Raw genomic sequence first — 23,129 nt, 5'->3', positions numbered from 1 at the left:
CGCTACGACAAACTCGCAGTCCGCTTCCAAGCCGTCCTGACCCTCACCATCATCACCGAGTGGCTCTGACCGGCTTATGAAACACGCCTTAGCCGTCACGCAACCAGGCGATCTGGCTTGGCTCGCTCTCGCCCTCGGCACCTTGAAAAGGGGTGGCCGGGCCGCAGTGGTCCTGACGCCCAACAGCGTCTTCCCGCCGCACACGGCGAGCCAAGAGGAACTTCTCGCCCGTGACGCCGTTGAGGCCATCATCTCGCTGCCTGGAGGGCTGTTCCGGCACACCGTCGTCCCCACGGTCATTTGGCTGCTGCGCAACGCCGCCACGAAGAGATGCCGGAACAAGGTGCTGTTCATCGATGCGGAGAGCACGATAGAGGCCACGGGCAAAGGGGAACTTGAGCTGCCACCCCCGGCGATCGAAAAACTGGCCAGCCTTGTCCGTCGCTACCGGCAGACGGGCACTGTCGATGCTGATGGCTTCCTGGCACGCATCGTTCCAACGATCGACATCGACTGTCGTAAGGGACTTCATCCTCGGCGGTTCCTCGACGATCCGCCTCCGGAAGCGGTCACGCACCCCGCGCCTGAGCGCACCATGCTCACCCAAATCCAGATCGCCAACTTCAAGGCATTCGGGCCGAATGGGACCATCGACCTCGCACCACTGACCCTCCTGTATGGCGCGAACTCCGCCGGCAAGTCCAGCGTCATCCAAGCCATGTTGCTGCTTAAACAATCCATGGCACGTGACGGGCTCGTCACCCAGGGCCCGCTCGCCAACGCAGGAGGATTCCCGGCGGTGGTGCACCAGCACACTGCCGCCTGGGTCAGACTGGGCCTGACCTATGGCGTGCTGCCCTCTTGGCTACCTCCTGAGGGGACGGTAGACCCGACCCTTCCCCGTACGGTCGATTGGAGTTTCGCGACCGGTACGCTGCCTTCGGGTGCTCTACATACGACCAGGTTCGCTTTTGGCGCTCATGTATTGCAGTTTGATGCGGACGAAGACCTTCTGCGTACCGATCTCGAGCAGGCTGCGGAACTCTTCCGTGATATTGGCTTAGGTGCCCTGATCTACCCATTCAGCGAGGACCGTGCACGTGGTGACGTAGCTAAATGGCAGCGTAACCAGCACAATAACGCCCGGCGCGCGCTACGGGCTCTCCGAACCGGAGGCTCCGATCTTTCACTTCGGCGCCATGGGCTGCTGCCCGGTCCGGAGCCGATCCTGTCACGATCCCTGCAAGTGATGCCCGGTTTTCAGGACCACAACCTCGCCACCGCGTACGCCGGCAGGGTGGCCCGGATCGCCTCGGGGATCTCCATCGAGGTCCAGCAACTGCTCGAAAGCCTGGTCTGGCTTGGACCGCTTCGTTCTGCGCCAAGACGCGTCTACGACCGCACGTCGATCGGCTCGGATCCCGGCGACGGAATGCACACCGCGATGTTCCTCTTCGACCACCTCAGCGCGGTCGAGCAGGTGAACGAGTGGATGGCTCGCCTCGAGGTGCCGTACACGATGGAGGTGGTGCCCCTGAACAGCGGATACACCGCAGATCTTGTGGGAGACCTCGTCACCATTGTACTGACCGACCAACGCTCCGGTGTTCGGGTTACCCCCGCCGACGTCGGTTTCGGCATCAGCCAGATTCTTCCGATCGTGGTGGAGCTACTGTCACGGCGAGAGTCGATCATCATGATTGAGCAGCCCGAGACCCACCTGCATCCCCGACTGCAGTCTCGGATTGCCGACCTCTTCATCGAGACGGCACAGGCGGGCGGCCGCGGGAACCAGCTCATTATTGAGACCCACAGCGAGCACATCGTGCTGCGCCTGCAGCGGCGCATTCGTGAAGGGGTACTCGATGCAAGCGACGTGGCGGTCATCTACATCGACCAGGACGACCGGGGCCGCGCCGTCGTGCACCGGCTCCGGCTCGACTCGGAGGGAAACTTCGTGGACGAGTGGCCACACGGATTTTTCGACGAGCGGCTCGATGACATGTTCGGAGCGTTCTAATGCACGCCCGCGTCGCTATCGCCTCGAACGCTCTTGACACCGCCGACCTGCCTCCCGCGGCAGCAGTGACCCTCCACCGCCTTCTACTCGATCGATTGCGGGCTTACGGGCGGCTTGCCTTCGCCAGCGATCCTGATGTCTCCGACCTGCTCTACGCGATCCGGAACGGTCCGGGGCTTCCTCCGGATGCTCGAAAACTGTGGAGTGAGGTGCTTGTGTCGTTCCACAAGCACAAGCGCATTTCCGTACAAAAGCCCAACACCACCCCGCTGGCCAATATCAAGGACATCGACGATCTTCGTGCGCGGTGGAAGAGTGCCGCCGACGTCGCTGTTGTGGCCTCCGCTTCCTGCTCGAAGCTTGGCGTGCCCGCGGACAAGGGCCTCCTGACGATCCCCGGCCTAAGCCCCGATGTGGCCACCACGTACGGCGCCGCGTTCAGCCCAGCGATCGAGAAGTTCCGGAACCTTGCTGACGACGGATTCCTTCCGCACGGCAGCTCACGAAGCAGGTTCCAAACAGATGTGCTCGAGCCACTTGCTGCCGGGGCGCGCACGGCGACAATCGTCGACCGCTACTACTTCGCACGCCTCTGGCGAGCGACCACTGGCCGCACCAGCAACGCGACCGGACACGTGGCTTGGATGCTCAGGCTTCTCGATGAAGTCATGGCCCCCGGCGCCGAGGTCCACATCATCGCCGATCGCTTCCCCAGCGCGCCATCGGTAGATGTCGACGACACCGCTGCGGCCCTGCTCGCGGCGTGGAGCCCCTCGCGTCCTGGCCGAGTCTGCAAAGTGTCATTGAGCCTCACCAGGGGAACGTCTGCCCATCCATTCCCGCACGATCGACACATCAGGTTCAGCACCGGCGCCGCCGTTCTACTCCCGTCGGGCTTCGACCGGTTCGAGCAACAGAACGTGACCGATGTCAACGGTGTCAACTGGGGCTATTGCTGGAAATCGGAGAAACTGGTTGCGCTGCAAGCGACGGAACAGCGAGCGGCAGCCCTGCCGCACAGCCGGGCCAAGGTCATCGAGCGGCCATGACTTTGAGCGGCGCCGAGGGAACCTTCAAGCCGGCGATTAGGCGTCCGCCCAGGCGACATCACTCTTTGTTGCCTGGTAATGGACATCCCGACAGGTTTGGGGCTGTCTCGCTAAGGGTGTTTCCGGCGATCTTGGTTAGTAGGTTTCAGCGGCTGGGAAGCGGTCGCTGAAGGTGATGGCGAAGGCGTTCGGGGCGGGTTTCCAGCGCATCGTCCATCGGGTTCTGCCTGCGCCGGTGGGGTCCAGGGACCGGGTCACCAAGTACAGACACTTCAACGCGGCCAGTTCAACCGCCGCAATCACACCGCAGGTGGCCCGCGTGCTCGGGATCAGCACTCGCACCGTCATCCGCCATGCAAGCCGTCTCGGCGCGACGGCTCCGGCGGGGTGTTCGGCCGTCTGTAAAACTCGTGCTCTCCCGGGCTCGTCCGAGGGTAGCTGGAGTTGCCTTCGGCGATCGCCGGAGGTTGAGGGATGCCCAGATCATCCGTAATGCCGTCCGCATCATGCCCGCGCCTCCGGAAGCGACGCCAAGCGATGATCAACATCGCAGTGGTGATGGCCCCGGCGCTGGCCAAGCCGATTACGAAGGCTGCGATCTTCTCGAGAGTCCACCCGGCTGCCTTGGCAATGGGCTTCGTGACTTCGGGAACGCCGTACCGCGCGGTTCTCTCCACGTCCAGCCGAATGGTGACGGTCTCGCTCCTCGGCACCAGGTCCTTCTCGTTTTCCTTCGCCACTACGCGTACGGCCGCCCTGAGCTTGTAGGTGCCGGGCTTCGTGGCCCGGACATCCCAGACCCACTCGCCACGGTCTGAGCGGGAGGTAAAGGGCTGGATGCCGTCCTTTGGGTTGACCAGGTCCCGCACCTCCACAGCCGGGTCCGCCGCCGTCAGCGTCACACCAAGCCTCGATCCGAGCAGCACATCCCTCGTACCGGATGGGGCAGGCGGAGCAGCCGCTACGCTGGATGAGGCCGTGGCCGGCCTGGCGCACGACACCTCCTTGTTGTCCGGTCCGCACACGATCACCGTGATGTCGAACCAGTCTGAGACCTTCACTTGCCGATCCGTCGTGACGAAAAGCCATGCCTTGGAAAAGCCCGTCTCGCTCGTCTTCGACGCTCGCCCTGTATTCGAACTTCTCCAGAGGTGCCCCTGGTGCGCTCGTGTCCTTCGGGGTTGGTGGCTTCGGCCAAGGGCGGTCTGTCGGAATCGGCCGGGGCCGCCGCGACTCGTCAGGGCCGACCAAGGGCCAGTACGGGTCCGTCGACACCCTCCAGGTGCACAGGACGCAAATTGCGATGCACGCCGCAGTCAGGAGCAGCGGAAGGCGTTCCTCCCGCCAGTCGAACTCGCTCCGCCACTTCCGGAAGGACCAGCGGGCCTTGTCGAGTGGCGTCGCACTGCCGTCGTGTCTCATCGAGCCTCCAGGGGATCGCTGAACCAGTGTGAGGCCCTCGCGCACACAGAGCGCGGAGGCGACGTCAGTGGTCAGCTCCCGCGACCATTCCAGCCGTCACGCGCCGCTGATCGCCCGTTGGACCCTCCGCAAGGACTGGCATGAGGCCGACCATCCGCGCGATCACCGCGGCCGGTTCATCGAGGTCGGCACCTGGGTGCGGGTGTGGACTCCCGGTGTCGGGAAGACCGTCGGCGAGGTGATGTCCATGCCGGGCAGCTGCAGGTGCGGGCCCGCGCCGGCTGGGTGGCCATGGTCGCCGCGCGGGAGGTCGAGGGCTCCAACCTGCGGCCGGTGCCGCTGGTCGACCCGCCGGGCACCGCCGCCGTGGCGGAACTGCTCGACCCGGATGCCGAGGCCACGAGGCAACGTCCTGATTAGGCGCTTCAGGCTGGTGACCTCTTCGGCGGACCCGAAGGCGTCAGCGTCGGCGCCCTGCGAAGGCGGTAGGGCGGCGTCCGCAAATGCCGAGAAAAATGCGCGCCTTCAGGCTCGTACTCGAGGCGCACCGCGATGCCGCCGAGCGGGCCTCAGTGCGGTGGGACTCTGCCGTGCGTACGCGTCCGGACACTCGTCACGGCTGGATGGGCAGTTGAGGGACTGGTCAGAGTAGTCCCCACAGGTGGCGGCGTTTCCACCTGTCGTCGCCGGCTCGGAACTCCTGCAAGAGCCGCAGGGCTGCTTCGCGGTCGGTCGTCTGGCAGCGGAAGTGTCGGTCGATAGAACCTTCCTGATACTCCAGTGCGTATGTCCCGGTGGGTACTCCGGCAGCGTCGCCGTAGCCAACCTGGACGAACCATCCGTCGGCGCGTTCGAGAATCACGTAGCGGTTGTCCTCGCCGACCTGGCCGATGATCCATTCCAATCGGCCCACGTCGGGGTCCGGCATCGTCGGCAGGCTCTGCGACGAGAGCGTAAAGAGCGCTGCGTGGCCCGGCGCGTTCGGGTTGACGACGTGGTCGCCCGGTTCGTAACAGATCAGGCCGTGCTCGGCGGCGAGCGTCAGGACGGCGGTGCCGACCTCGTCGGCTCGCGACCAGACGCACGAGATGGCCACGATCGCGTCGGAACGCTCGGGCGTCATGCTCCTCACTCCGAGCCGGTTGATGTCATCATCGCCGAGACTCTCTAGTGGCGGGAAGCGATCGAGCAGTGCGTCATAGAACCGCCCTACGGCGGGGTGCGTGGCGAAGACTTCTGGTACGCCGTCGGTCCAACGCTCCAGCTTTGCTCGCGCCTCGGCCGCAGTGACCGGTTGGTCCTCGGGCCAGACGTACAGGTCAAAACTTACCGCAACCCCAAGTGCCTCAGCCAAACCGGCGACGACAGCCTAGGTCCCGCCACCATCCCCGAGAACCCATGCACGCGTCTGCCGCCGACCGCGCGCGGCGGCCGGCCGGGCCACCATCTTCGAAGTGTTCGGCAAGCTCGCGGACGCCATCAACGTCCCCGGCTCGCAGCCGTCCGACGGGCGCTCGGAGGCTGATCGTCCGTTGTCCTGATGTGACAATGCGTCGGTGGCTGTCCCAGAGCAGGATTCGTATGCCGTCGGCATCGCCGATGCCTCCTACCGGTGGTATGTGATCGCCTCGAAACGGTCGCGGCGGGCGCACCGGATCGCCGACGTCGGCACCGTGGTGATCTCGGCGTCCATCCCGGTCGTCGCCGTGATCGCGCCCGGTCTGCCGGCGATTACCGCGGTCCTTGGCAGCGTGCTCGTGGTCATCGCCGGTGTCCGTGCCATCTACCACTGGTCGGAGAACTACCTTCGCTTCAGCCGCGCACGCGAGGAGGTGGAGGAGCAGCGCCGGCTGTTCCACGTGTTGGCGGCCCCGTACGACGATCCGGCCACCCGCGACGAGGAATTGGTTAAGGCGATCACCCGGATCGAGCAGGCCGAGATGGGCCAGTGGACGCAGGTCGCAGTGGGTCGGACCGTGCCGAGGCAGAACCAGGCGGAGTAGCGACGGGAGACTGGCTGTGACTGGGCGTTTGGATGTTGTTCGTGAGTGGTTGGTGGGGTTCGGTAGGCCGAGTGGCCGGCCGGTACGTCGGTCGTGTTGCGGCTCCTGACACCGTTCGCCCCGCTTGATGCCGTTGCGATATGCCAGTTTGATGCCGCAGATCGTGTCTGGTTCCGAAAGAACCGGAGATCGTCGGACTGCAGGTGCGATTCCCAACTCGGTATCCACAGTAGATCTATCAGATGGTTGAGCGACCCGCCTATCCGTCCGACCTGTCCGACGCCCGCTGGGCGCTGATCGCACCACGACTGACCGCCTGGCGTCAGGCTCGCACCGACGCTGGGATCGGCGGACGCACCGCCACCCACGACCTTCGTGAGATCGTCAACGCGATCCTCTACGTCAACCGCACCGGCATCGCCTGGCGCTATCTGCCGCACGACTTCCCGCCCTGGCAGACCGTCTACGGCTACTTCACCGCCTGGACCACCGACGGGATCTTCACCCAGCTCAACTACCAGCTCACCGGCCTGGCCCGCACCAAGGCTGGACGCACAGCACAGCCCTCAGCCTGCGTCATCGACACCCAAAGCGTGAAGACCTCCACCAACGCGCCCTTGCCCACGCAAGGTATCGACGCCGGAAAGAAGATCGTCGGACGCAAACGCGGCATCATCACCGACACCCTCGGCCTACTCCTCGCCGTCGTCGTCACCGCCGCCAGCACCAGCGACAACACCATCGGCATCGACCTTCTCAACCAGGCCAAGACAACCCACCCGATCCTGGCCAAGACCTGGGTCGACGCGGGCTTCAAGAACAAGGTCATCGAACACGGCGCCACCCTCGGCATCGACGTCGAAGTCGTCACCAAAGACCCACAGATCAAAGGATTCTCCGTGGTCAAACGCCGATGGGTCGTCGAACGGACCCTCGGCTGGATCATGCAACACCGACGCCTCGCCCGCGACTACGAAGCCCTGCCCGACAACTCCGCCAGCATGATCCGCATCGCGATGATCGACAACCTCACCAAACGCATCACCGACGAAACCACCCCAACCTGGCGAGACACCTGAAGGCAGCATCACTCACAAAATACGTGAATCAGACGTCCTCTGAGGTGTCGTGTCCGTTCGGTTGTTTGTTCTAGAGAGACACGGCCGGCCGAGTGCGCTTGACAGCTCGGTTACTGAGCAGTATCGGCCGGCGGCTACGTGTCATTGAGACGGCTCTGAGGTTCGCGTCGATACCATGTGTTAATGAGTTCATGCACGGCCCCGGTGCGGGGCCATCGGACTGCCAGCGCCCGTGCGGAGTGCCCCGCATGCGGCGGACGCTTCAGATCTCGCGGCTATTCATCCGGCGGAGGCGGTAGCTCATACCCTTCCTCCAGCGGCGGCAGGTACGGGTCGAGCGGAGGTACTCGATCCACCGCGGGGCGGCAGGTTCCCAGCATTCAGACTCTCCGCCCGCAGATCCAGCAGATCGTGGAGAACTCGGCGGAAATTCGGCCAACAGCCGGTCATTTAGGTACTACGGCAGTGACGTACGACGTGTTCATCTCCCACGCCTGGGAGGACAAAGACACGGTGGTTCGGGACCTAGCAGTCGCCTTGCAGGAACATGGACTTTCGGTTTGGTACGACGAGTTCGTACTCAGGATCGGAGACAGCCTTCGGCAGGCCATCGACCGCGGCATCGCCAACAGCAAGTTCGGAATCGTTGTTCTCTCCGAGGCGTTCTTCCGTAAGCAATGGACGCAGTACGAACTGGATGGTTTGGTGCATATGTCGATGCACGAGCGGCGGAAGCAGGTATGCCTTCCCATCTGGCACAAGATCTCAGTCAACGAGGTGACCGCCAATAGTCCCAGTTTGGCCAACGTGTTGGCGTTGCGAACCTCCGATTACTCTATTGCTCAAATCGCGGCGGAAATCGCTGCGGTGGTTCGTCCAGCCGGTTCGTGACGTCGAGGGGTGCGGGATGACGGCGTATTCCGCACCGCTCGATCAGCGCCTCTGCGCCTACGTTTCCATTCCGGTCTGGGCCAAGCCTTAAGCCTGCAATCGGCCCGAACGCGGCGCGTAGGGGCCGGACTGTACGGTGGTTCCTATAGGAGGGCTACCCGGTTGGCTGCAGATCAACGGCCAGCCGATGTGAGCTATTTGCAGTATCCGGATCTCATGGGTTCTGTCGGGTCGGTTCTTGGAGCAGACTCGGCGTCGGTAGCGGCTGGTGGGTCAGCACTCTCCGGATCTGACCCGTGCGAGGTCTTGCGGCAGACCGTGCGCCCGCTGGTCGTGAGGAGATGTATCACTGCTGGGATGACGTGCCCCTGTACGTGTGGGTGAGCACTGGACCATGAGATCGTCGGCTGTCTCCTCCGCGCTGCTGCTTGGTGTTGGTGCAACCGTGGGAGCGAGGTAGCGATGCTGTTCGTGGGTGATGACTGGGCCGAGGACCACCACGACATCGAGATCGTGAACGAAGAGGGCCGTCGGTTGGCGCGCCGGCGTCTGTCGGAAGGATTGGATGGCGTCACGCGCCTGCACGCTCTGATCGCCGGCGTGATGCCGAAGGAGTGGGCCGAGCTGCCAGCCTCCGATGCTGCCGCTCGGGTCAAGATCGGGATCGAGACCGAACGCGGTGCATGGGTCGCCTCGCTGGTGGCTGCCGGTTATGAGGTCTTCGCGATCAACCCGATGTCCACGGCACGGTACCGGGAGCGGCATTCCACGTCGAAGGCGAAGAGCGACGCTGGCGATGCGCATGTGTTGGCGGAGATCGTGCGCCTCGACCGCGATCACCACCGCCCGATCGCCGGGGACTCCGACGACGGCGAGGCGATGAAGTTGGTCGCTCGCAGCCACCAGAGCATGATCTGGGACCGGACCCGGCACGTGCTACGTCTACGGAGCGCGCTACGGGAGTACTTCCCGGCCGCGTTGACCGCCTTCGACGACCTCGACGCGCCTGACGCGCTCGCCGTCCTGGCCGCGGCACCCGATCCCGACCGGGCCGCGCGACTGTCCACGGCCAGGATCAGCACGGCACTGCGTAAGGCAAACCGTCGTGACGTCGCGGTCAAGGCGCTGCAAGTCCAGACCGTCCTACGGGCGCCCGCGCTACGGCAGCCTCCGGCCGTGCAGCAGGCGTTCGCGGCCATCGTCGCCGGTGAGGTCAGGCTGATCGCAGCGCTCAACGCGGAGATCGACGCCCTGGGCGAGGTGGTGGCAGAGCATTTTGGTCGGCACCCGGACGCTGAGCTCTACACCAGCCTGCCCGGCCTCGGTGTGGTCCTCGGTGCTCGGGTGCTGGCCGAGTTCGGCGACGACCCCAAGCGTTACGCCGACGCCAAGGCGCGCAAGAACTACGCCGGCACCTCACCGATCACCCGAGCCTCTGGCACGAAGAGAACCGTGCTGGCGCGGCATGTCCACAACGACCGCCTCAGCGACGCCGTGCACCAATGGGCCCCTCTGCGCTCTGCGTGGCTCACCTGGCGCCCGCGCCTACTACGACGCGATGAGAGCTCGAAAGATCGGCCACCACGCAGCGCTGCGCCAGCTCGGCAACCGCCTCGTCGGCATCCTCCACGGATGCCTCAAGACCCGCTCAATCTACGACGAACACAAGGCCTGGGCTCACCACAGCACAGCAGCCGCTTGACATTTTGAATCCTGGGATGTCTGCCGCGAAGCGCGTGGGCCTCGTTGATGTGGTCGTCGCCGAGTCGATGACCGGTGTGCCGGCAACCATCCCGGCTGCCGAGCATTGCGGAGCTCACCTCACTGTGACAACACGGTCAGCGCGGCGGCGCAAGAGGCGGTGGCAACTGTTGCCATGCCTGGCGAGGACACGGCCAGTATCGTCCAGCCGCCATGTGGCAGCGACCACGCGATCCGCGGCCAGCCACTCCTCCCGCACGACAGGTCGTTTCAGTTGGCGCAGCAGCCAGGCGGCGGCCCACTCCGCGTAGTCCTCATGGCTGGCCCGCACCCCGACCACGGTCAGGTCCTCGGGATCGTTGCCGTCGTGGTCATCCAGGAGGTAGTCGTCGCCCCAAGCGCCATGGAGTGCCTGTCCGAACGGCCCGCCTGTCCAGTAGCCAACCTGCAACGTGCGGCGCCGGATGGTGAGCCCTGGAACATCAACATCGATGTACAGCGGCGCCAGCCACAGCTGCGACGATGTGTCGTCCTCGGGCGAGAGCCCCTCGACGTCCCAGCCGGATGCTTCCCGCCGAAGCCGCTCCAGGAAGGCGACCTCCCCCTCGTTGCGACCGACCTCGTCTGGAAACCATCGAACCCCAACTGCCTCAACCACCGCTCGATCATGCCGTCCAGCGGCCTAACCTGCACCTTCCTCCTGCACTTGGGGCGTGCACCAAACATCCGGTCATGCCGCGAAGTGTTCACGGGCAGGTCAGTCGAACCAGTTGAACAGCAGGTCACCAAGCCGGCCCGGACGGTGGTAGGTGACATCGCGGCGTTCTTCGTCGGTAAGCAGCCGGAGGGACCGATCCTCGATCGGTTGCTCCAGCTCTGCGGCGGTGGCGACCCGCAACCCCGCTCGGCGATAGATCTCGCCGTCTGGGACGTCGGCGAACAACAGATTGATCAGATGAGGATCTCGCTGTTGAGCTGCAGCGACCAGGGCGGCCGCGGAGTTGAGAAGAACGCACAACGGCGTGCCGTCACTGAGTCGCACACCGATCCGGTAGTAGTTCCGGCCGACTGTTGGTTCCTCGACCGAGGTGGTGACCGCACCACCTGCTCCTCTGATGCTCTCGTACACCGAGGCCAGCCAAGTGGCACACGCCGCCGGGTCAGGGCGCGGCGTGGTCACTCCGGCTCGAAGCAGATCGACGATGGGCACCCAGGCATCATCCTTTATCGCAGCGGTGTCTCTAGGACAGACAGGGGAGCCGGGGAACGAGCGCTTCCGACTGAAGTCCATTACCTGGCATCGGGATCTGCCGCTCCAGGTGGGGTGGTGTTCATCGCCGGTGGTGACGCACGGTGATGTATGACTACCTCGCCTGCTTCCGCTTCCCCTGTCGTACTGACCGATCAACTCATTGTGCGCGCCGCGGTGTCCGCTTTCCTGGGCCGTTACCGTGGCCAGACTCGCGTCCACACTGATTCCGACCTCCGGGTCTTCCTCCGCTGGTGCGCCGACCACGACCTGGACCCGCTGGCGGCGGCGCGGGTGGAGATCGAGCGGTACGTGCGCTGGCTACAAGACGTCCGCCGGTACCAGCCCTCGACGGTGTCCCGCCGGCTGTCGGTCGTGGTTGGGTTCTATCGGGTCTGCGTCATCGACGCCATCCTGGAGCACTCGCCGGCCGACTACGTCCGCCGGCCCACGGTGCCGGCCGAGTCACCGACCCTCGGACTGGGGCACCTGCAGTTCGAAGCCATGATCACCACCGCCCGGAAGTCCTCGAACCCGAACGACTTCGCCCTGGTCGCGCTCCTGGGCCTGCTCGGGCTACGGATCTTCGAAGCCTGCGGATCGAACATCGCCGACCTCGGTGAGGAACACGGTCACCGGGTCCTACGCGTGCGTGGCAAGGGCGGCAAGGTCGTCCTCGTCCCGCTACCACCCGCGGTCGCTCGGGCTATCGACCAGGCCGTCGACGACCGCACCGCCGGGCCGATCCTGCGCAATACCCATGGTCGGAGGATGGACCGGCACGCCGCCACCCGCCGACTCAAGCACCTCGCCCACACAGCGGGCATCCGGATGCCGAGGATGCACCCCCACATGCTGCGGCACACGTTCGTGACGACCATGCTCGACGCCGGCGTCAGCCTCCGCGACGTGCAGATCGCCGCCCGCCACGCCGACCCACGGACCACCATGCGCTATGACCGGGCCCGCAAGAACCTCGACCGGCATCCCAACTACATCCTCGCCGCGTACATGGCCTCCGGAACATGATCAGCCGCTCACGGCTTTGTCGAGTTGAGTTCGTCCGACCACGCGGTCGAATGGACGACCGAGGCGCGCCTACCCGCTTCTACGTATTTTCCCTTAACGCCCTCACCGCTACTTCCGCTTCGGTTTGCGCCGTCGCGCGGTCGTCCGGTTCTTGAGGGGCTTGTTGGCCCCATCGGGAAGAATCATGTTCGCGGGGGCGGTCACTTGGTAGAGCGGCGTGTCGACAAGCCGCTCAGCATCGACGTCAGGTTGCTTTGGATGAAGAAAGATGTTTTGGTATGCATTGTGAGCCGCGTAAGCGTTAACTGTCTCTGCAGTTGAGGCCGATGCAGGAAACCGCACCGGAATTGGGTGCGGTTCCAAGGCGAGGATGAGCAGCATGGACGGGTTGAGCGGAAACCAGACTTCGTCGGCGTCAAGGAACCCGTAGCCCCGGATAGGGCTAGGGTTCTCCTTATAAAGCATGACCGGCTCGTCGCAGGTGATGAGGATGGGCTCCTCGAAAACGCCGAGGTACCAGTGACGGCGCATAAGGTGTTGGAAGATGCGCTCCGCCAGCTTGCCCATCATGCGAACGTGTTCGTTCGGGTCCGGAACGAATTCGTATTCATGCAGATTCGCCACAAACTCTTCCATCTCGGCGATCTGCTCCGCATTCGCTTCCCCGACCCGTCTTTCGAGTAAGCTCTTAATGGCCTCGCTGTCGAGCCCCGAGTACTGAAACTTCATGTAGAAGTCGGTCTGGGTCTCGATCTCTCTGCGCCGACGCTTTCCCCGCACCTTCTGAAAGGCGATAAGGGTGGCGATCGTGTACCGGTCATCGGGCGGCGGCGGGAACTGGCCGAAGACCGGGTGCGTGATTCTGCTAATTGCGGCTGAGGCGTCGGCTTCGATCACTCCTAGCGCCTGCTCCATGTGGCCGGCCGGGTTGCCATCAGAATCGATGAAGGTGTAAAAGTCGGTCTCGGCGCTGGCTGTCTTGGGGACGGTTCTGTATCGACGACCTCCCGGCTTCTCGACAACATCTATGTGACCGCCAGCGTCTGCCCAGTACTCAAGGTAGAAACGGGGTACGGTGTGGTGCCGTGCGCCCACGAAATGGTTGGGATCGCCTGGGATAGGCCATTTCTCGACGTCGCTCGCCATCTGCTCGTGAGCTCTCCCACTGAGTGGATTTGGTTGGCGGCACCAGGGAGCCGCATCGAGGGCTGCATAACCTCGATCATCTCGATGATGCCGCTCTATGGGGCACCCGGGCAACCCGATTGCTCGGCGGCAACGTTTCCTGGGCCCAGTGGCCTACGCCGTCGGTGTCGCGCTCACGGCAACGTGCAGGCCGCCGCCTTCGTGAAGTACCTCGGAACTTTTCAGGATCCGCTCCCTTGTCGGTCGGCACGAGCGACTCGCTGTCAGACCGACGACGACCTGATTTGCCGCTGGTCGCGCTGTTGCTGGAGCGCGGACAGAAGCGGGTTTATGGTGGCCGGATGCTTGACCTGAGCAGGCTAGACCTGGAGGAGATCGCCACCGCCCTCGAGGACCAGACCGACTACGAGCACCGGTGGCTGATCAACCCGCAGACCGGCGAGATCGTGTTCTGGACGACGGACGGCGGCATCGACGGACACACGCCCGCCGACCTTGACGACCTCGACCTGGTGGGCATCGACACGCTGCCGTCCTACGTCTGGTACCAGGACATGGCCGACTTCGCTGAGAGGATCAGTGACGCGGCGGCCGGCCGCCGACTCGCGCGAGTTATCCAGGGCAGGGGTGCCTTCCGCCGGTTCAAGAACGAGTTGCACGAGGAGTATCCGCACCTGCTGCAGGCATGGCACGCCTTTCGCGACGTGCGCGCAAGGCGCCGGGCTGTCGAATGGCTGGTCGACAACTCGCTGGTCGACGAGGAAGCGGGCGAGCGTTTCGTGACCGAGCATCGAGATCCCGACCTTCCCTGAGCGCACGCCCGCGCCTCGCGACTGCCTGTACGACGTACGCGGCCTTCTGCCGCCGACCGCGGGCCACAGACGGTGACTGCTCCCGAGGCCACCCAGCGTCCGGACGTGCCGAGATGAGTGCATCGAGTTTTCGGCGCTGTCTGGGGCCGGGATGAAAACGGCGTATTGCACTTGGCAAAGGACTACCAAAGCCGAGCGGCATTCTGAACTGCCGAATTAAGCAGGTACCTGTTGGACCACGTGTGGCGACTACGCGGATCGTCGTCAGCGCCGGTGCCGAGTGTGGTCAGCGCCAGACTTGGTAGCCGGAGGTGACCACGGCGTCCGTATCCGGGTGCGGTGCGGCGCTCGGGTGATCAGTCTGCACGGGACAGTGTGACGGCGCTGCGCAGGGGGTGCTCGCCCACAGCGCTTGCAGTGTGGGGTAGTGCTGCAGCTTCCACTCCGCTTCACCGATCGCGTGGTCTCGCTCGGGGCCGGGTGGACTGAAGTCGAACCCGGTGTTCTGGATGTTGAGCCCGTCGAGATCGGCGAGCGCGGGCGCGTCGGGAAATGCCAGGTCCAGGCTCACCTGCCAGTATTCGAGTCGGTTAGGCGCTCGCGACGTTCACGCTGTCCGGCCGCGCGTCCCCCACCCACCGTGCCGCCCGCCCGGACCGTCGCCGATCGTGGTCGGCGGGCTCGCCCTGACCGACCGGCAGGCTAACCGGTGACGGCGGCGCGAGGGCCCAGACTCAGGGCCTCGCGCCACTGTGAATACCGAGGAGCGCGCGGCCGGCTACTCCGGTGGAGCTGCGGCCCGGCAGGTCGCGCCAATCGGCGGGAGCTTCCGGTCGATCAGGTATCGGTCGACGTAGCCGGTGGTACACGCGGTACGCAGGTACGCCGCGTGGCCCCAACCCTGGTAGGTGACGAGCCGGCCCTTGTCACCCAACTGGTCCGCGACGTTCCGCGCCCAGCTGTACGGGGTGGCCGGATCGTGCTGGGCATTGATCAGTAGTAGCGGCACCGAGGTGTTTACCCGCAGCCGGTGCTGCGGATTGTTCACTTTGCCCTGCCAACCGAGGCACACCATGGTGGGCGCGATGGCGCCGGTCGAGACGCGCAGATGCGGCGCCACCGCGCGCGATTTGTCAAGGTACCGGGACATCTGGGGGTAGCTGTCAATGGGCAGCGACCAGTCTCCGCAGACCGTCGGCAGGGGCAGTTCGGCCACCGCATCGGTCACCGGCGCCGGCGCTGCCACTGCTGGTGTCGTGGCGCGGGGCGCGGACTTGTCGAGCGAGTCGAGCCAACTGGCCAAACCCGACCAGTTCGGGTCGTAGAACTCGTTGAACGCGTGGTTGCTCAGATCGAACCAGGCCAGCCTCTTGCCGCCATTCGGGTCCACCAGGGTGCCGGTCTCGGCGCGACGCATCAGGACGTCGTAGAGCGCACCCACGTTCTGGCCATGCAGCGCGCATGCCTCGCTCCGGTCGCACCACGCGGTGAACTCGTCGAAGGAGTCCTCAACCGCCGCCGCTTGGTCGACCAGGAACGGCTTGGTGCTCAGGCTGTGGTCCATGACGCTGTCGATCGCGAGCGCCCGGACCCGATCCGGGAACTGCTCGGCGTACACCTGGCCGATCAGCGTGCCGTAGGAAACACCGTGGTAGCTGATCTGCCGGACTCCGAGTGCGGCCCGGATGGCGTCCATGTCGTAGGCCACGCTGAGGGTGTCTGCGTGGTCGAACAGCGGTCCGGTGCGCGCCCGGCAGTCGTCGTAGAGCCGGTGGTTGTAGGCGATCTGCTGCTCGTACTCCGCCTGGCTGGTGATCACCGGGGAAGGCATCAGGGCCAGCAGGGAGACCGAGCAGACCGCCGGGCTGCTGCGGGCGACGCCGCGCGGATCGAAGCCTATGATGTCGAACCTTCGACGGATCTCCGGACTGAACTTGTTGTCCGCGTCGAACACGTAGTTGACCCCGGACAGGCCGGGGCCGCCCGTGCCGACGAGCAGCGGGCCGACTCGCGTTTTCGGGTCGGTGGCGACCTGCCTGGCTATCGCCAGTGGGAATGTCGCCCCGTGTGGGTGGGCCCAGTCGATCGGGAGGTCGAGCGCGGCGCAACGCAGGCCGGTGTCGTCGGAATGTTGCGGGCATGGGTTCCAGGCGATCGGGCCGGCCCGCCAACCGTTTGGCCCATTGCTGGCCGCCGGGCTTGGTTTCGCGCCTGCGGGGTTGGCCATTGCGGCCGTGGGAGGAAGCAGGACCATAATGGCGGTTCCCACACCTACCAGGGCACGGATGGTATTTCGTATGAAGGGGCGACTCCATTCATCGATGGACGAGCTGCCGCGATTCGATCACGAGTCGAGTTCGACCAGAACGGATTGTCGACGGTTCCAGGGTGATCTCCGGGGAACCCCCGACGGATACGTCGCCAGGTCTGGAGAACCTCCCTGATCTACGGCTGACGCCACGGCGACAGCGGCCAGGTCAACGCTCCTCAACGGTGGGAGGTTGGTCGCTGCCGTCGAGTCGGGCTCCGAGAGCGCGTAGCCGATCTCGCCGGCGCAGTGGATGATCCTCCGATGAACATTCAGGTACGGCGGTTCCAACGAGGTGCCGAGGCCGAGTTCGTGACGGGGCTGGAGTGGCTCTTCGACCCGCCCGGCAGTCGTCCACCGGATTGGGACCGTGACCGCGCCGTCGAACGCACCGCGCAGGTCCTCGCCGACGAGAACGTCGCGCTGTTCGCAGCCCGCTCGCATGAGAACCGATTGGTCGGCGTGGCCAGCATCTACCTCGACATCGCTTCGGTGCGCTTCGGTCGTCGAGCCTCGATCGAGGATCTCGCTGTGCACCCCGAATGGCGCTCCCGAGGTGTCGGAGCCGGCCTGCTGACGACCGCTAAGGAGTGGGCGCAGGAACACGGCGCCGACTACATCTTCCTGGAGTCCGGCGTCGCGCGAACCGAGGCACATCGCTTCTACCTTCGCCAAGGTGCAACCCACGCGGCAGCAGCGTTCCGGTGGACCATTGGACAGCCCCGCTAACGAGTCTCGGTCACGAACCGCGGTATCCGTTTCTGCCGCCGACACCGCACGGCATGACATTGCTACAGGCACGCCAGTGACAGCTCGGGCCCGACGACTTCGGCCGCTGGGTTAGGTCGCCTGGGTCGCCAGTCAGAATCCGCCGGATGACCATCACGGTCAACCCGGGTACCCACGGTCACCAGGCATGGGTTGCACTGTGAGGCCCGCGACGGTGAGGAACTGACGGATCTGGGAGGCGTGCTCAACGACGTGCAGCGGCATGCTTGCGACAATCACCGCGAATAGCATCCCGTGGTATCGATGCGCGCTAGGAAGTGGCCGAGCGGCCATCTCCTCGGTGAGGCCGTCAAGGGTCTGGCGTACGCGGCCCGCGATCTTCTAGCCGGGGCGCTCCGCGATGCCGAGGGCCACGGTGAGTTCGAGGATTCCGCCACCGAACGGACCCGGGCTCTCCTCAAGCGCGCTCACGAGTCGATCGGGGCTGGCGACGAGGCCCGCCTTCTTGGCCCACGTCAGCAGTCCGGCGGTGGCCTGGCTGTTGAGCGGCTCGAATCTGTCGTCGTTGTCGACGAGGGCTCGGACGATCTCCTCGTTGAGGTAGAACTCGACGGACCCGCCGGAGGGGTCGGCCGCGGTGGCGAGGGCGCAGTCGCTGTCGAAGACCGCGAGTGCGATGGCTGGTGCCGTCGTCTCCAGCGCGAGGTCGTTGGCGAGGTCGTCGGGCGAGGTGTCGTCGACCGGGCCGAGGAACCCGATCCGCCAGCCGTCGACGCGGATGTCGTCGGTCACGGCCACGAAAAGGTCGTCGACGCATGCCAGTTCGTCGAGCCGCGTGTCGCCGGTGCGGGCGATGATGACGAACCCGGAGTAGCCCATGATCATTCCTGCCGTTCAGCAAGACGCTGGTTGGCGATTGCCAGGGCGTCGGCGGCCAGCGAGTCGGGGCCGCTATCGCGCCAGCCTGCGGTCTCGGCCGTGACCGCGTCCACATCGCCGCGTTCAGCGTGCGCGTAGGCGCGAATGACGCCGCCTTTCCAAGTTCCGTCTGGCCAGCGGCCGGCCTTCCACTGTCCGGAGGCGAGCTGCTCGGCGCGGGCCCGGGCGGATTGTTCGCGGTCCTTCTCGATGGCGGTGAGCATCGCGTCGAAGTCGCCCAGCCAGATCTTCAGGCGGGGCAGGTTCTCCGTCAGCCAGGTCCGCACGGTGGTGGCGGCACGTTCCACGTCGGATTCCGTGGACAGCGAGAACGTGTGGTCGGGCAGCTCCGCGGTGTCGTCGGTCGCCACCAGGCGATGGTGCCAGACGCTGTGGTGCGGCATGGCGTCGCGGCGCGGATCTTCCTCTGCGAAGTAGCACCGGAGGTGTGGGGCGAGTAGCACCCCGATGTTGATGAAGAACTCGACCTCTGCCCTCAGCGCGGTGGTGCGTTGGATGTCGAGGGCGATGCCGTTGCCCTTGGGGTCGAAATGCCGGAAGACCGGCCCGCGGCGGATAAAGCCGGCGGCCGCCAGGTCGGCTTCGATGAGTTCGACGAACCGTCGTAGCAAGGCGTTCACGAGGCGGCACGGTACCGTCCCCGCGACAGGCCGCAGATCTGGTATCCGATTTATGATCCCCTCTCGCCACGTCAGACGGCTTTCGCCGCCGTAGCGCGGTCGCGCTCGTCGGCGTGCTGATCATTGGCCGTGTTCATGCCGCCGGCGGTGTCCGCCTGGCTGGAGCTTCGCTACCGCGAACCGCTACCCGGATCCCTGCCTCAGTCCATCAACCGACCGGCAGCCGTTGGCGCCAGCCGCCACCAACGCCACCCACGTGCATGACCAGGTTCGCTCTCATGCCGCTGACCGGGCGGCCAGCACGACGATACTAGCCAGTGGTTGAAGCTCAACGCACCACTGTCAGGGCGCCGGCAGAGCGCGGGCTGGCACCCTCGTTACTGATGTGTCTGCCGACGGCAGGTCGCGCCTGCGGCTTCCAGGAGAGCCTCCGTACCGGAGTGGCCGCCTCGGACAGCCCAGTCGAGCGGCGACAGGCCGCTGCCATGGTCCTCGCGAAGATTCGGATCCGCGTCCTGCGCGAGAAGTTCGCGTACGACGTCCGCGTGTCCCCATGCCGCGGCCCCCGTCAACGGAGTGCCCTCGTCGCCGTGTCCGCTCTCGACATTCGGGTCCGCGCCGGCATTCAGGAGGATCCGCACAGCCGCAGGCGCGTTCTGTACCGAGGCTAGGTAGAGGGGCGTGGTGCCATCGCGGTCTGCCGCATTCGGGTCGGCACCTGCACGCAGAGACGTAAGCACGGCCGGAAGATCGTCACGCAGCAGCGACGCCATCAGGCGGGATGTGAGCTTCTTGTGCTGCCGGACGTTCACCCTCATCAGGGTAAGCGCTCGGTTCGTCACGACCGGGCCTACGCACGGCTTCCGGCATCCTCACATGCCGCGAATCGCTCGCTACCCAAGGTAAGGCGGTTACTCGGCAACCGGTGCGTCACTCGGCCCGGCGTTAGAGCGGAACTGGAGTACGTCCATAGCCTGGGGCAACAGGATCGGCGGATCTGCCTCTCGCATCGCGAGGAGGGCAGGTATCGCTCCACGAGTGATGGCCGCATCGATCGCCCGCTGCGTCTCGGGCGGAAGTGACTCCCAGGTGGCCTTGGCAGCGCAGAGGTGGCAGCGCTCATCGGCATGTTGTGGGAGATAGGTCGCATAGCGTTGGCCGCAGCCCGAGCAACGGTGGTCCATCATGGAACATTTATCGTCCTGCGGGCGCTGCCGCTAGCTGGATTCAGGGCGTTCACATCCCACCCGTCGGACAGCATCCCGGCCCGCCTGACATCGGACAGGCCCTATCCGCGCGTCAACGTGCCGTCCACCCAACGTGGCAAGCAGACGAGTGGCCAGGCCCACGCACTGCCGTAGGATCGACGATGGATCATGTGCTACGGTGACCACGTTGCAGTTGATTTCCGTAGACGTTATCCGGCGCCTGATGGGGTATCTGAAACCCATCTAGGCGCTTTTCGTTTTTCGTGTCGTTTCGACGCGGGTGATCAACGCGGCGGCGTAAGGGTCCGCACAGTGCGGTCTCTGACAGCCTGCGAGGAGCAGACATGACTACAGGTACCGTGAAGTGGTTCAACGCCGACAAGGGCTTCGGCTTCATCAGCCCGGACGACGGCGGCGCCGACGTCTTCGCCCACTTCTCCGCGATCTCGGCGAGCGGCTTCCGCAGCCTCGACGAGAATCAGAAGGTGGAGTTCGACGTCACCCAGGGCCAGAAGGGCCCGCAGGCGGAGAACATCCGCCCGCTCTGATCCACATGCTGTGAGCGGCGGCCCGACTGGTTCAGCGGGCCGCCGTTTGGCGTTTAATGCGCTTACCACGGGATCGCAAAAATCGTCTCATCGGCACAAGGCCGGCCATCTCGGTGTGGAGCCAGCTCAGCATTGCCCTGTGTTCTCTCCTCGGGATCGATTCGACCTCGAGCGCTGGTCTGCCAAGGCCGACTGTCGGTTCGCCCAAGGCGCGCCTCTGGCCCGCGGACCAGACAGACGCAGGCATCGACCCTCACCCCTTAAGACCCGTCGGCGGCCGGATCGCACCGCGTCCTGCCTGTCGGCAAACGGACCGCGATTATTCTCGGCGGCACTCCCAGCCGAAACTGGCGTGAGTTGTTCCACGGGCTGGGCGTCGGCCAGGGCGTGGTCGTTTGTTCGAGATGGTCCGGGGCGAACGTGGATGCCAGCCACGCGTCGAGCGGGTCGGTGAGGGCGTCCTCGCGGAGGTAGCAGCCGCTGCCGCTTGTCGTCACGTAGCCCGCAGCGGGCAGACGTTCAGCAGCGCCGGTCATGCTGTGCGCAAGCGGACGACGAACCGGCACCCCTCGATCGTGTTGTGTACGTCGACCTTGCCACCGTGCGCCTCGACCAGCCCGTGCACGATCGCCAGGCCGAGTCCGCCGGCGCCGCCAGGGCTCTGCCCGGGGGAGCGAGCCGGCTCGCCGCGGAATGCCACGTCGAATAGTCGGGGCAGGTCGCTGGGGGAAATCCCGCCGCAGGTGTCGGCCACGGACAGCCACGCGGCATCCCGCTCATGGCCCGCCTCGATCCGCACGGTGCCGTCGTCCGGTGTGTAGCGCACTGCGTTGAGCAGCAGGTTGGCCACCACCCGCGCCAGTTCCGGCTCACTGGCTGCCACGGTGGGCCAGCCGGCTTCGGGGGCGACCAGACGGATGCGACGGGCGTCCGCCAGCGGCGCGGCGGCAGCCAGCGCGTCCGACACCACGTCCCTGAGGGGCACCGCTGCCAGCGACAGCCGCAACGCCCCTGCGTTGATCCGGGATAGCTCGAACAGGTCATCGACGAGTTTCGTCATCCGGTCGGTCTCCACGCCGATCCGCCGGTGATACTCGGCAACCGTCGCCGGGTCCCGTACCACCTGGTCCTCTAGCGCCTCCGCCATTGCCCGCAGGCCGGCAAGTGGCGTACGCAGGTCGTGGGACACCCAGGCGACGAGGTCACGGCGGCCCTTTTCCAGGTGCCGTTCCCGGGCGCGAGCCTGGCCCGCCCAGACCGCCGCGCGCGCCAGCCGATGCCCGAAGTGCCCGCCGATGCCGAGGCTGACGACGGCGGCTGCGGCGACCGTGATCAGCACGACCTCAAGGTCGTGCCGGGACAGGAACATCGCCTTGGCGACGGCGGCGACGCCGCCCACGACAGCGAGCACGGTGACAGTGAGTAGTACGTAGAGGTGCACGGTGATCGAGCTGCGGCGTAGTAGCCGTAGCAGCAGGCCTCCGGCGAGGCCGACGACGAGTGCCGCGCCGAGGGCGAGCGTGAAGATCAGCACAAGATCACGCATCGGTCGGCTCGTACCGGTAGCCAACGCCCCAGACCGTCACGATCCGCCGCGGGTTGGACGGGTCGCTCTCGATTTTTTCCCGCAGTCGTCGGACGTGCACGGTGACGGTCGACTGGTCGCCGAAGTTCCAGCCCCACACCTGCTCCAGCAGGTCGACGCGGGCGAACGCCTGCCTCGGGTGTCGCATCAGATGCGCGAGCAGGTCGAACTCGCGCAGCGTCAGGGACAGCTCCGTCGCACCCAACTGCGTCACCCGGGGGCCGGTCCGCACCACCAGCCCGCCGTCGGTCAACACCTCCGACGGGCGCTCGGAGCGCGGCACGCCGTCGGTACGGCGCAGCACCGAGCGCACCCGAAGCACGAGTTCGCGCGGCGAGAACGGCTTGGTGAGGTAATCGTCGGCGCCGAGTTCCAGGCCGAGAACCCGGTCGGTCTCGTCGTTACGCGCAGTCAGCATGATGATCGGTACGCCTTGCGGGGCGGACCGCAGCTCGCGGCAGACCTCCAGACCACTCACCTTCGGCAGCATCAGGTCGAGTACGACCAGATGTGGCGCCCGACGAGCGATGGCGGTGAGTGCGTCGGCGCCGTCACCCACGTGGCTAACCTCGTAGCCCGCGTGTTCGAGATAGCGGCAGACCACGTCGCTGACGGTCCGGTCGTCATCGACCACGAGCACCCGTTGCGTCATCGGCCGCTCCCAGATGCTCCCGGCCGCCTGTTGGTGTCCATCGCGGCCCAGCCTAATCAGCGGTTGGGGCGATGCCGACCGGCGAAGTCCTTGCGAGATGGTTACGGCTGGTCCCCGTGGGCAGAGTGCTCTGCGGGCC

The 23,129-nt window shown here is 65.5% G+C and carries 22 protein-coding genes and 2 pseudogenes; 11 read left to right on the top strand and 13 right to left on the bottom strand.

What is annotated here, in order from left to right; translation table 11 throughout:
• The first annotated feature begins 76 nt into the window (after positions 1–76).
• Both ABZS37_RS19915 and ABZS37_RS19910 read left to right on the top strand, forming a co-directional pair.
• Positions 77–2,020 carry a DUF3696 domain-containing protein gene (locus ABZS37_RS19915; RefSeq protein WP_355170886.1) on the top strand — a complete coding sequence of 648 codons (1,944 nt, stop codon included), beginning with the start codon at positions 77–79 and terminating at the stop codon, positions 2,018–2,020.
• A complete protein-coding gene (locus ABZS37_RS19910; protein WP_355170884.1) occupies positions 2,020–3,069 on the top strand; it encodes a hypothetical protein in 1,050 nt (349 codons plus the stop codon). Before ABZS37_RS19915 ends, ABZS37_RS19910 begins: the two co-directional genes overlap by 1 nt.
• Positions 3,070–3,204: 135 nt before the next feature.
• Here the strand turns inward: ABZS37_RS19910 and ABZS37_RS19905 are convergent.
• Together ABZS37_RS19905 and ABZS37_RS19900 are read right to left on the bottom strand one after the other, a co-directional pair.
• A pseudogene (locus ABZS37_RS19905) lies at positions 3,205–3,357 on the bottom strand (IS256 family transposase); the annotation flags it as partial.
• 56 nt (positions 3,358–3,413) lie between these two features.
• Positions 3,414–4,130 (bottom strand): hypothetical protein, encoded by a 717-nt coding sequence (locus ABZS37_RS19900; RefSeq protein ID WP_355170882.1) that lies wholly within the window; start codon positions 4,128–4,130, stop codon positions 3,414–3,416.
• A gap of 625 nt (positions 4,131–4,755) precedes the next feature.
• On the opposite strand from ABZS37_RS19900, the gene ABZS37_RS19895 reads away from it, so the two are divergent.
• Complete coding sequence (locus tag ABZS37_RS19895) at positions 4,756–4,911, top strand: hypothetical protein (RefSeq protein ID WP_355170880.1); 156 nt, start codon at positions 4,756–4,758, stop codon at positions 4,909–4,911.
• A gap of 223 nt (positions 4,912–5,134) precedes the next feature.
• Here ABZS37_RS19895 and ABZS37_RS19890 read toward each other — a convergent pair whose 3' ends face one another.
• The gene (locus ABZS37_RS19890) at positions 5,135–5,845 is read right to left on the bottom strand and encodes a hypothetical protein (RefSeq protein ID WP_355170878.1); all 711 of its coding nucleotides are present in this window, start codon (positions 5,843–5,845) and stop codon (positions 5,135–5,137) included.
• A 202-nt stretch (positions 5,846–6,047) separates the two neighbouring features.
• Here ABZS37_RS19890 and ABZS37_RS19885 point away from each other — a divergent pair, with 202 nt between their 5' ends.
• The 4 genes and pseudogenes from ABZS37_RS19885 (at position 6,048) to ABZS37_RS19870 (ending at position 10,166) form a co-directional block, all read left to right on the top strand.
• Positions 6,048–6,494 (top strand): DUF4231 domain-containing protein, encoded by a 447-nt coding sequence (locus tag ABZS37_RS19885; protein ID WP_355170876.1) that lies wholly within the window; start codon positions 6,048–6,050, stop codon positions 6,492–6,494.
• 242 nt (positions 6,495–6,736) lie between these two features.
• Positions 6,737–7,573 (top strand): IS5 family transposase, encoded by an 837-nt coding sequence (locus tag ABZS37_RS19880; protein ID WP_355170874.1) that lies wholly within the window; start codon positions 6,737–6,739, stop codon positions 7,571–7,573.
• A 465-nt stretch (positions 7,574–8,038) separates the two neighbouring features.
• Positions 8,039–8,464, top strand: a complete 426-nt coding sequence (locus ABZS37_RS19875; RefSeq protein WP_355170872.1) for a toll/interleukin-1 receptor domain-containing protein — start codon at positions 8,039–8,041, stop codon at positions 8,462–8,464.
• Positions 8,465–8,926: 462 nt separating this feature from the next.
• Positions 8,927–10,166, top strand: a pseudogene (locus ABZS37_RS19870) (IS110 family transposase).
• Between the two features lie 114 nt (positions 10,167–10,280).
• On the opposite strand, the gene ABZS37_RS19865 reads toward ABZS37_RS19870, so the two are convergent.
• Positions 10,281–10,823 (bottom strand): hypothetical protein, encoded by a 543-nt coding sequence (locus ABZS37_RS19865; protein WP_355170870.1) that lies wholly within the window; start codon positions 10,821–10,823, stop codon positions 10,281–10,283.
• 99 nt (positions 10,824–10,922) lie between these two features.
• Entirely contained in the window at positions 10,923–11,375 is a 453-nt protein-coding gene (locus ABZS37_RS19860) for a hypothetical protein (RefSeq protein WP_355170868.1), read from the bottom strand.
• Positions 11,376–11,591: 216 nt separating this feature from the next.
• On the opposite strand from ABZS37_RS19860, the gene ABZS37_RS19855 reads away from it, so the two are divergent.
• Positions 11,592–12,443 carry a tyrosine-type recombinase/integrase gene (locus ABZS37_RS19855; RefSeq protein ID WP_355170866.1) on the top strand — a complete coding sequence of 284 codons (852 nt, stop codon included), beginning with the start codon at positions 11,592–11,594 and terminating at the stop codon, positions 12,441–12,443.
• A gap of 108 nt (positions 12,444–12,551) precedes the next feature.
• On the opposite strand, the gene ABZS37_RS19850 is transcribed toward ABZS37_RS19855, so the two are convergent.
• A complete protein-coding gene (locus tag ABZS37_RS19850) occupies positions 12,552–13,589 on the bottom strand; it encodes a DUF4238 domain-containing protein (RefSeq protein ID WP_355170864.1) in 1,038 nt (345 codons plus the stop codon).
• A gap of 236 nt (positions 13,590–13,825) precedes the next feature.
• Here ABZS37_RS19850 and ABZS37_RS19845 point away from each other — a divergent pair, with 236 nt between their 5' ends.
• Positions 13,826–14,401 carry a UPF0158 family protein gene (locus tag ABZS37_RS19845; protein ID WP_355170862.1) on the top strand — a complete coding sequence of 192 codons (576 nt, stop codon included), beginning with the start codon at positions 13,826–13,828 and terminating at the stop codon, positions 14,399–14,401.
• A 286-nt stretch (positions 14,402–14,687) separates the two neighbouring features.
• Here the strand turns inward: ABZS37_RS19845 and ABZS37_RS19840 are convergent, their stop codons facing one another.
• Both ABZS37_RS19840 and ABZS37_RS19835 read right to left on the bottom strand, forming a co-directional pair.
• Entirely contained in the window at positions 14,688–14,972 is a 285-nt protein-coding gene (locus ABZS37_RS19840; RefSeq protein WP_355170860.1) for a hypothetical protein, read from the bottom strand.
• 207 nt (positions 14,973–15,179) lie between these two features.
• The gene (locus ABZS37_RS19835) at positions 15,180–16,628 is read right to left on the bottom strand and encodes an alpha/beta hydrolase (protein WP_355170858.1); all 1,449 of its coding nucleotides are present in this window, start codon (positions 16,626–16,628) and stop codon (positions 15,180–15,182) included.
• Positions 16,629–16,973: 345 nt separating this feature from the next.
• On the opposite strand from ABZS37_RS19835, the gene ABZS37_RS19830 reads away from it, so the two are divergent.
• Positions 16,974–17,438, top strand: a complete 465-nt coding sequence (locus tag ABZS37_RS19830) for a GNAT family N-acetyltransferase (protein ID WP_355170856.1) — start codon at positions 16,974–16,976, stop codon at positions 17,436–17,438.
• A 381-nt stretch (positions 17,439–17,819) separates the two neighbouring features.
• On the opposite strand, the gene ABZS37_RS19825 is transcribed toward ABZS37_RS19830, so the two are convergent.
• From ABZS37_RS19825 to ABZS37_RS19815, 3 genes are all read right to left on the bottom strand, one after another.
• Positions 17,820–18,317 carry a hypothetical protein gene (locus tag ABZS37_RS19825; RefSeq protein ID WP_355170854.1) on the bottom strand — a complete coding sequence of 166 codons (498 nt, stop codon included), beginning with the start codon at positions 18,315–18,317 and terminating at the stop codon, positions 17,820–17,822.
• Between the two features lie 2 nt (positions 18,318–18,319).
• Positions 18,320–18,997, bottom strand: coding sequence for a hypothetical protein (locus ABZS37_RS19820; protein ID WP_355170852.1), 678 nt, complete (start codon positions 18,995–18,997; stop codon positions 18,320–18,322).
• A gap of 377 nt (positions 18,998–19,374) precedes the next feature.
• A complete protein-coding gene (locus tag ABZS37_RS19815; protein WP_355170850.1) occupies positions 19,375–19,809 on the bottom strand; it encodes an ankyrin repeat domain-containing protein in 435 nt (144 codons plus the stop codon).
• A 740-nt stretch (positions 19,810–20,549) separates the two neighbouring features.
• Between ABZS37_RS19815 and ABZS37_RS19810 the strand changes: the two genes are divergently transcribed.
• Positions 20,550–20,753: a cold-shock protein gene (locus tag ABZS37_RS19810; protein ID WP_043326981.1), complete on the top strand. Its 204-nt coding sequence runs from the start codon at positions 20,550–20,552 to the stop codon at positions 20,751–20,753.
• A 532-nt stretch (positions 20,754–21,285) separates the two neighbouring features.
• Here the strand turns inward: ABZS37_RS19810 and ABZS37_RS19805 are convergent.
• Positions 21,286–22,299, bottom strand: coding sequence for a HAMP domain-containing sensor histidine kinase (locus ABZS37_RS19805; RefSeq protein ID WP_355170848.1), 1,014 nt, complete (start codon positions 22,297–22,299; stop codon positions 21,286–21,288).
• A complete protein-coding gene (locus ABZS37_RS19800; RefSeq protein WP_355170847.1) occupies positions 22,292–22,990 on the bottom strand; it encodes a response regulator transcription factor in 699 nt (232 codons plus the stop codon). The genes ABZS37_RS19805 and ABZS37_RS19800 overlap by 8 nt, the downstream gene beginning before the upstream one ends.
• Positions 22,991–23,129 lie beyond the last annotated feature (139 nt).

The organism is Micromonospora sp. NPDC005413 (genome assembly GCF_040606435.1).
In the GTDB taxonomy this organism is placed as follows: domain Bacteria; phylum Actinomycetota; class Actinomycetes; order Mycobacteriales; family Micromonosporaceae; genus Micromonospora.
The sequence above is the reverse complement of the archived record's forward strand: the minus strand, read 5'-3'. Positions and strand labels throughout refer to the sequence as shown.

Excerpts from the sequence above, each read along its gene's own strand:
- ABZS37_RS19915 (WP_355170886.1), top strand. The coding sequence starts at position 77 with ATGAAACACGCCTTAGCCGTCACGCAACCAGGCGATCTGGCTTGGCTC.
- ABZS37_RS19910 (WP_355170884.1), top strand. The coding sequence starts at position 2,020 with ATGCACGCCCGCGTCGCTATCGCCTCGAACGCTCTTGACACCGCCGAC.
- ABZS37_RS19880 (WP_355170874.1), top strand. The coding sequence starts at position 6,737 with ATGGTTGAGCGACCCGCCTATCCGTCCGACCTGTCCGACGCCCGCTGG.
- ABZS37_RS19850 (WP_355170864.1), bottom strand. The coding sequence starts at position 13,589 with ATGGCGAGCGACGTCGAGAAATGGCCTATCCCAGGCGATCCCAACCAT.
- ABZS37_RS19835 (WP_355170858.1), bottom strand. The coding sequence starts at position 16,628 with ATGGCCAACCCCGCAGGCGCGAAACCAAGCCCGGCGGCCAGCAATGGG.
- ABZS37_RS19830 (WP_355170856.1), top strand. The coding sequence starts at position 16,974 with ATGAACATTCAGGTACGGCGGTTCCAACGAGGTGCCGAGGCCGAGTTC.
- ABZS37_RS19825 (WP_355170854.1), bottom strand. The coding sequence starts at position 18,317 with ATGGGCTACTCCGGGTTCGTCATCATCGCCCGCACCGGCGACACGCGG.
- ABZS37_RS19810 (WP_043326981.1), top strand. The coding sequence starts at position 20,550 with ATGACTACAGGTACCGTGAAGTGGTTCAACGCCGACAAGGGCTTCGGC.
- ABZS37_RS19805 (WP_355170848.1), bottom strand. The coding sequence starts at position 22,299 with ATGCGTGATCTTGTGCTGATCTTCACGCTCGCCCTCGGCGCGGCACTC.
- ABZS37_RS19800 (WP_355170847.1), bottom strand. The coding sequence starts at position 22,990 with ATGACGCAACGGGTGCTCGTGGTCGATGACGACCGGACCGTCAGCGAC.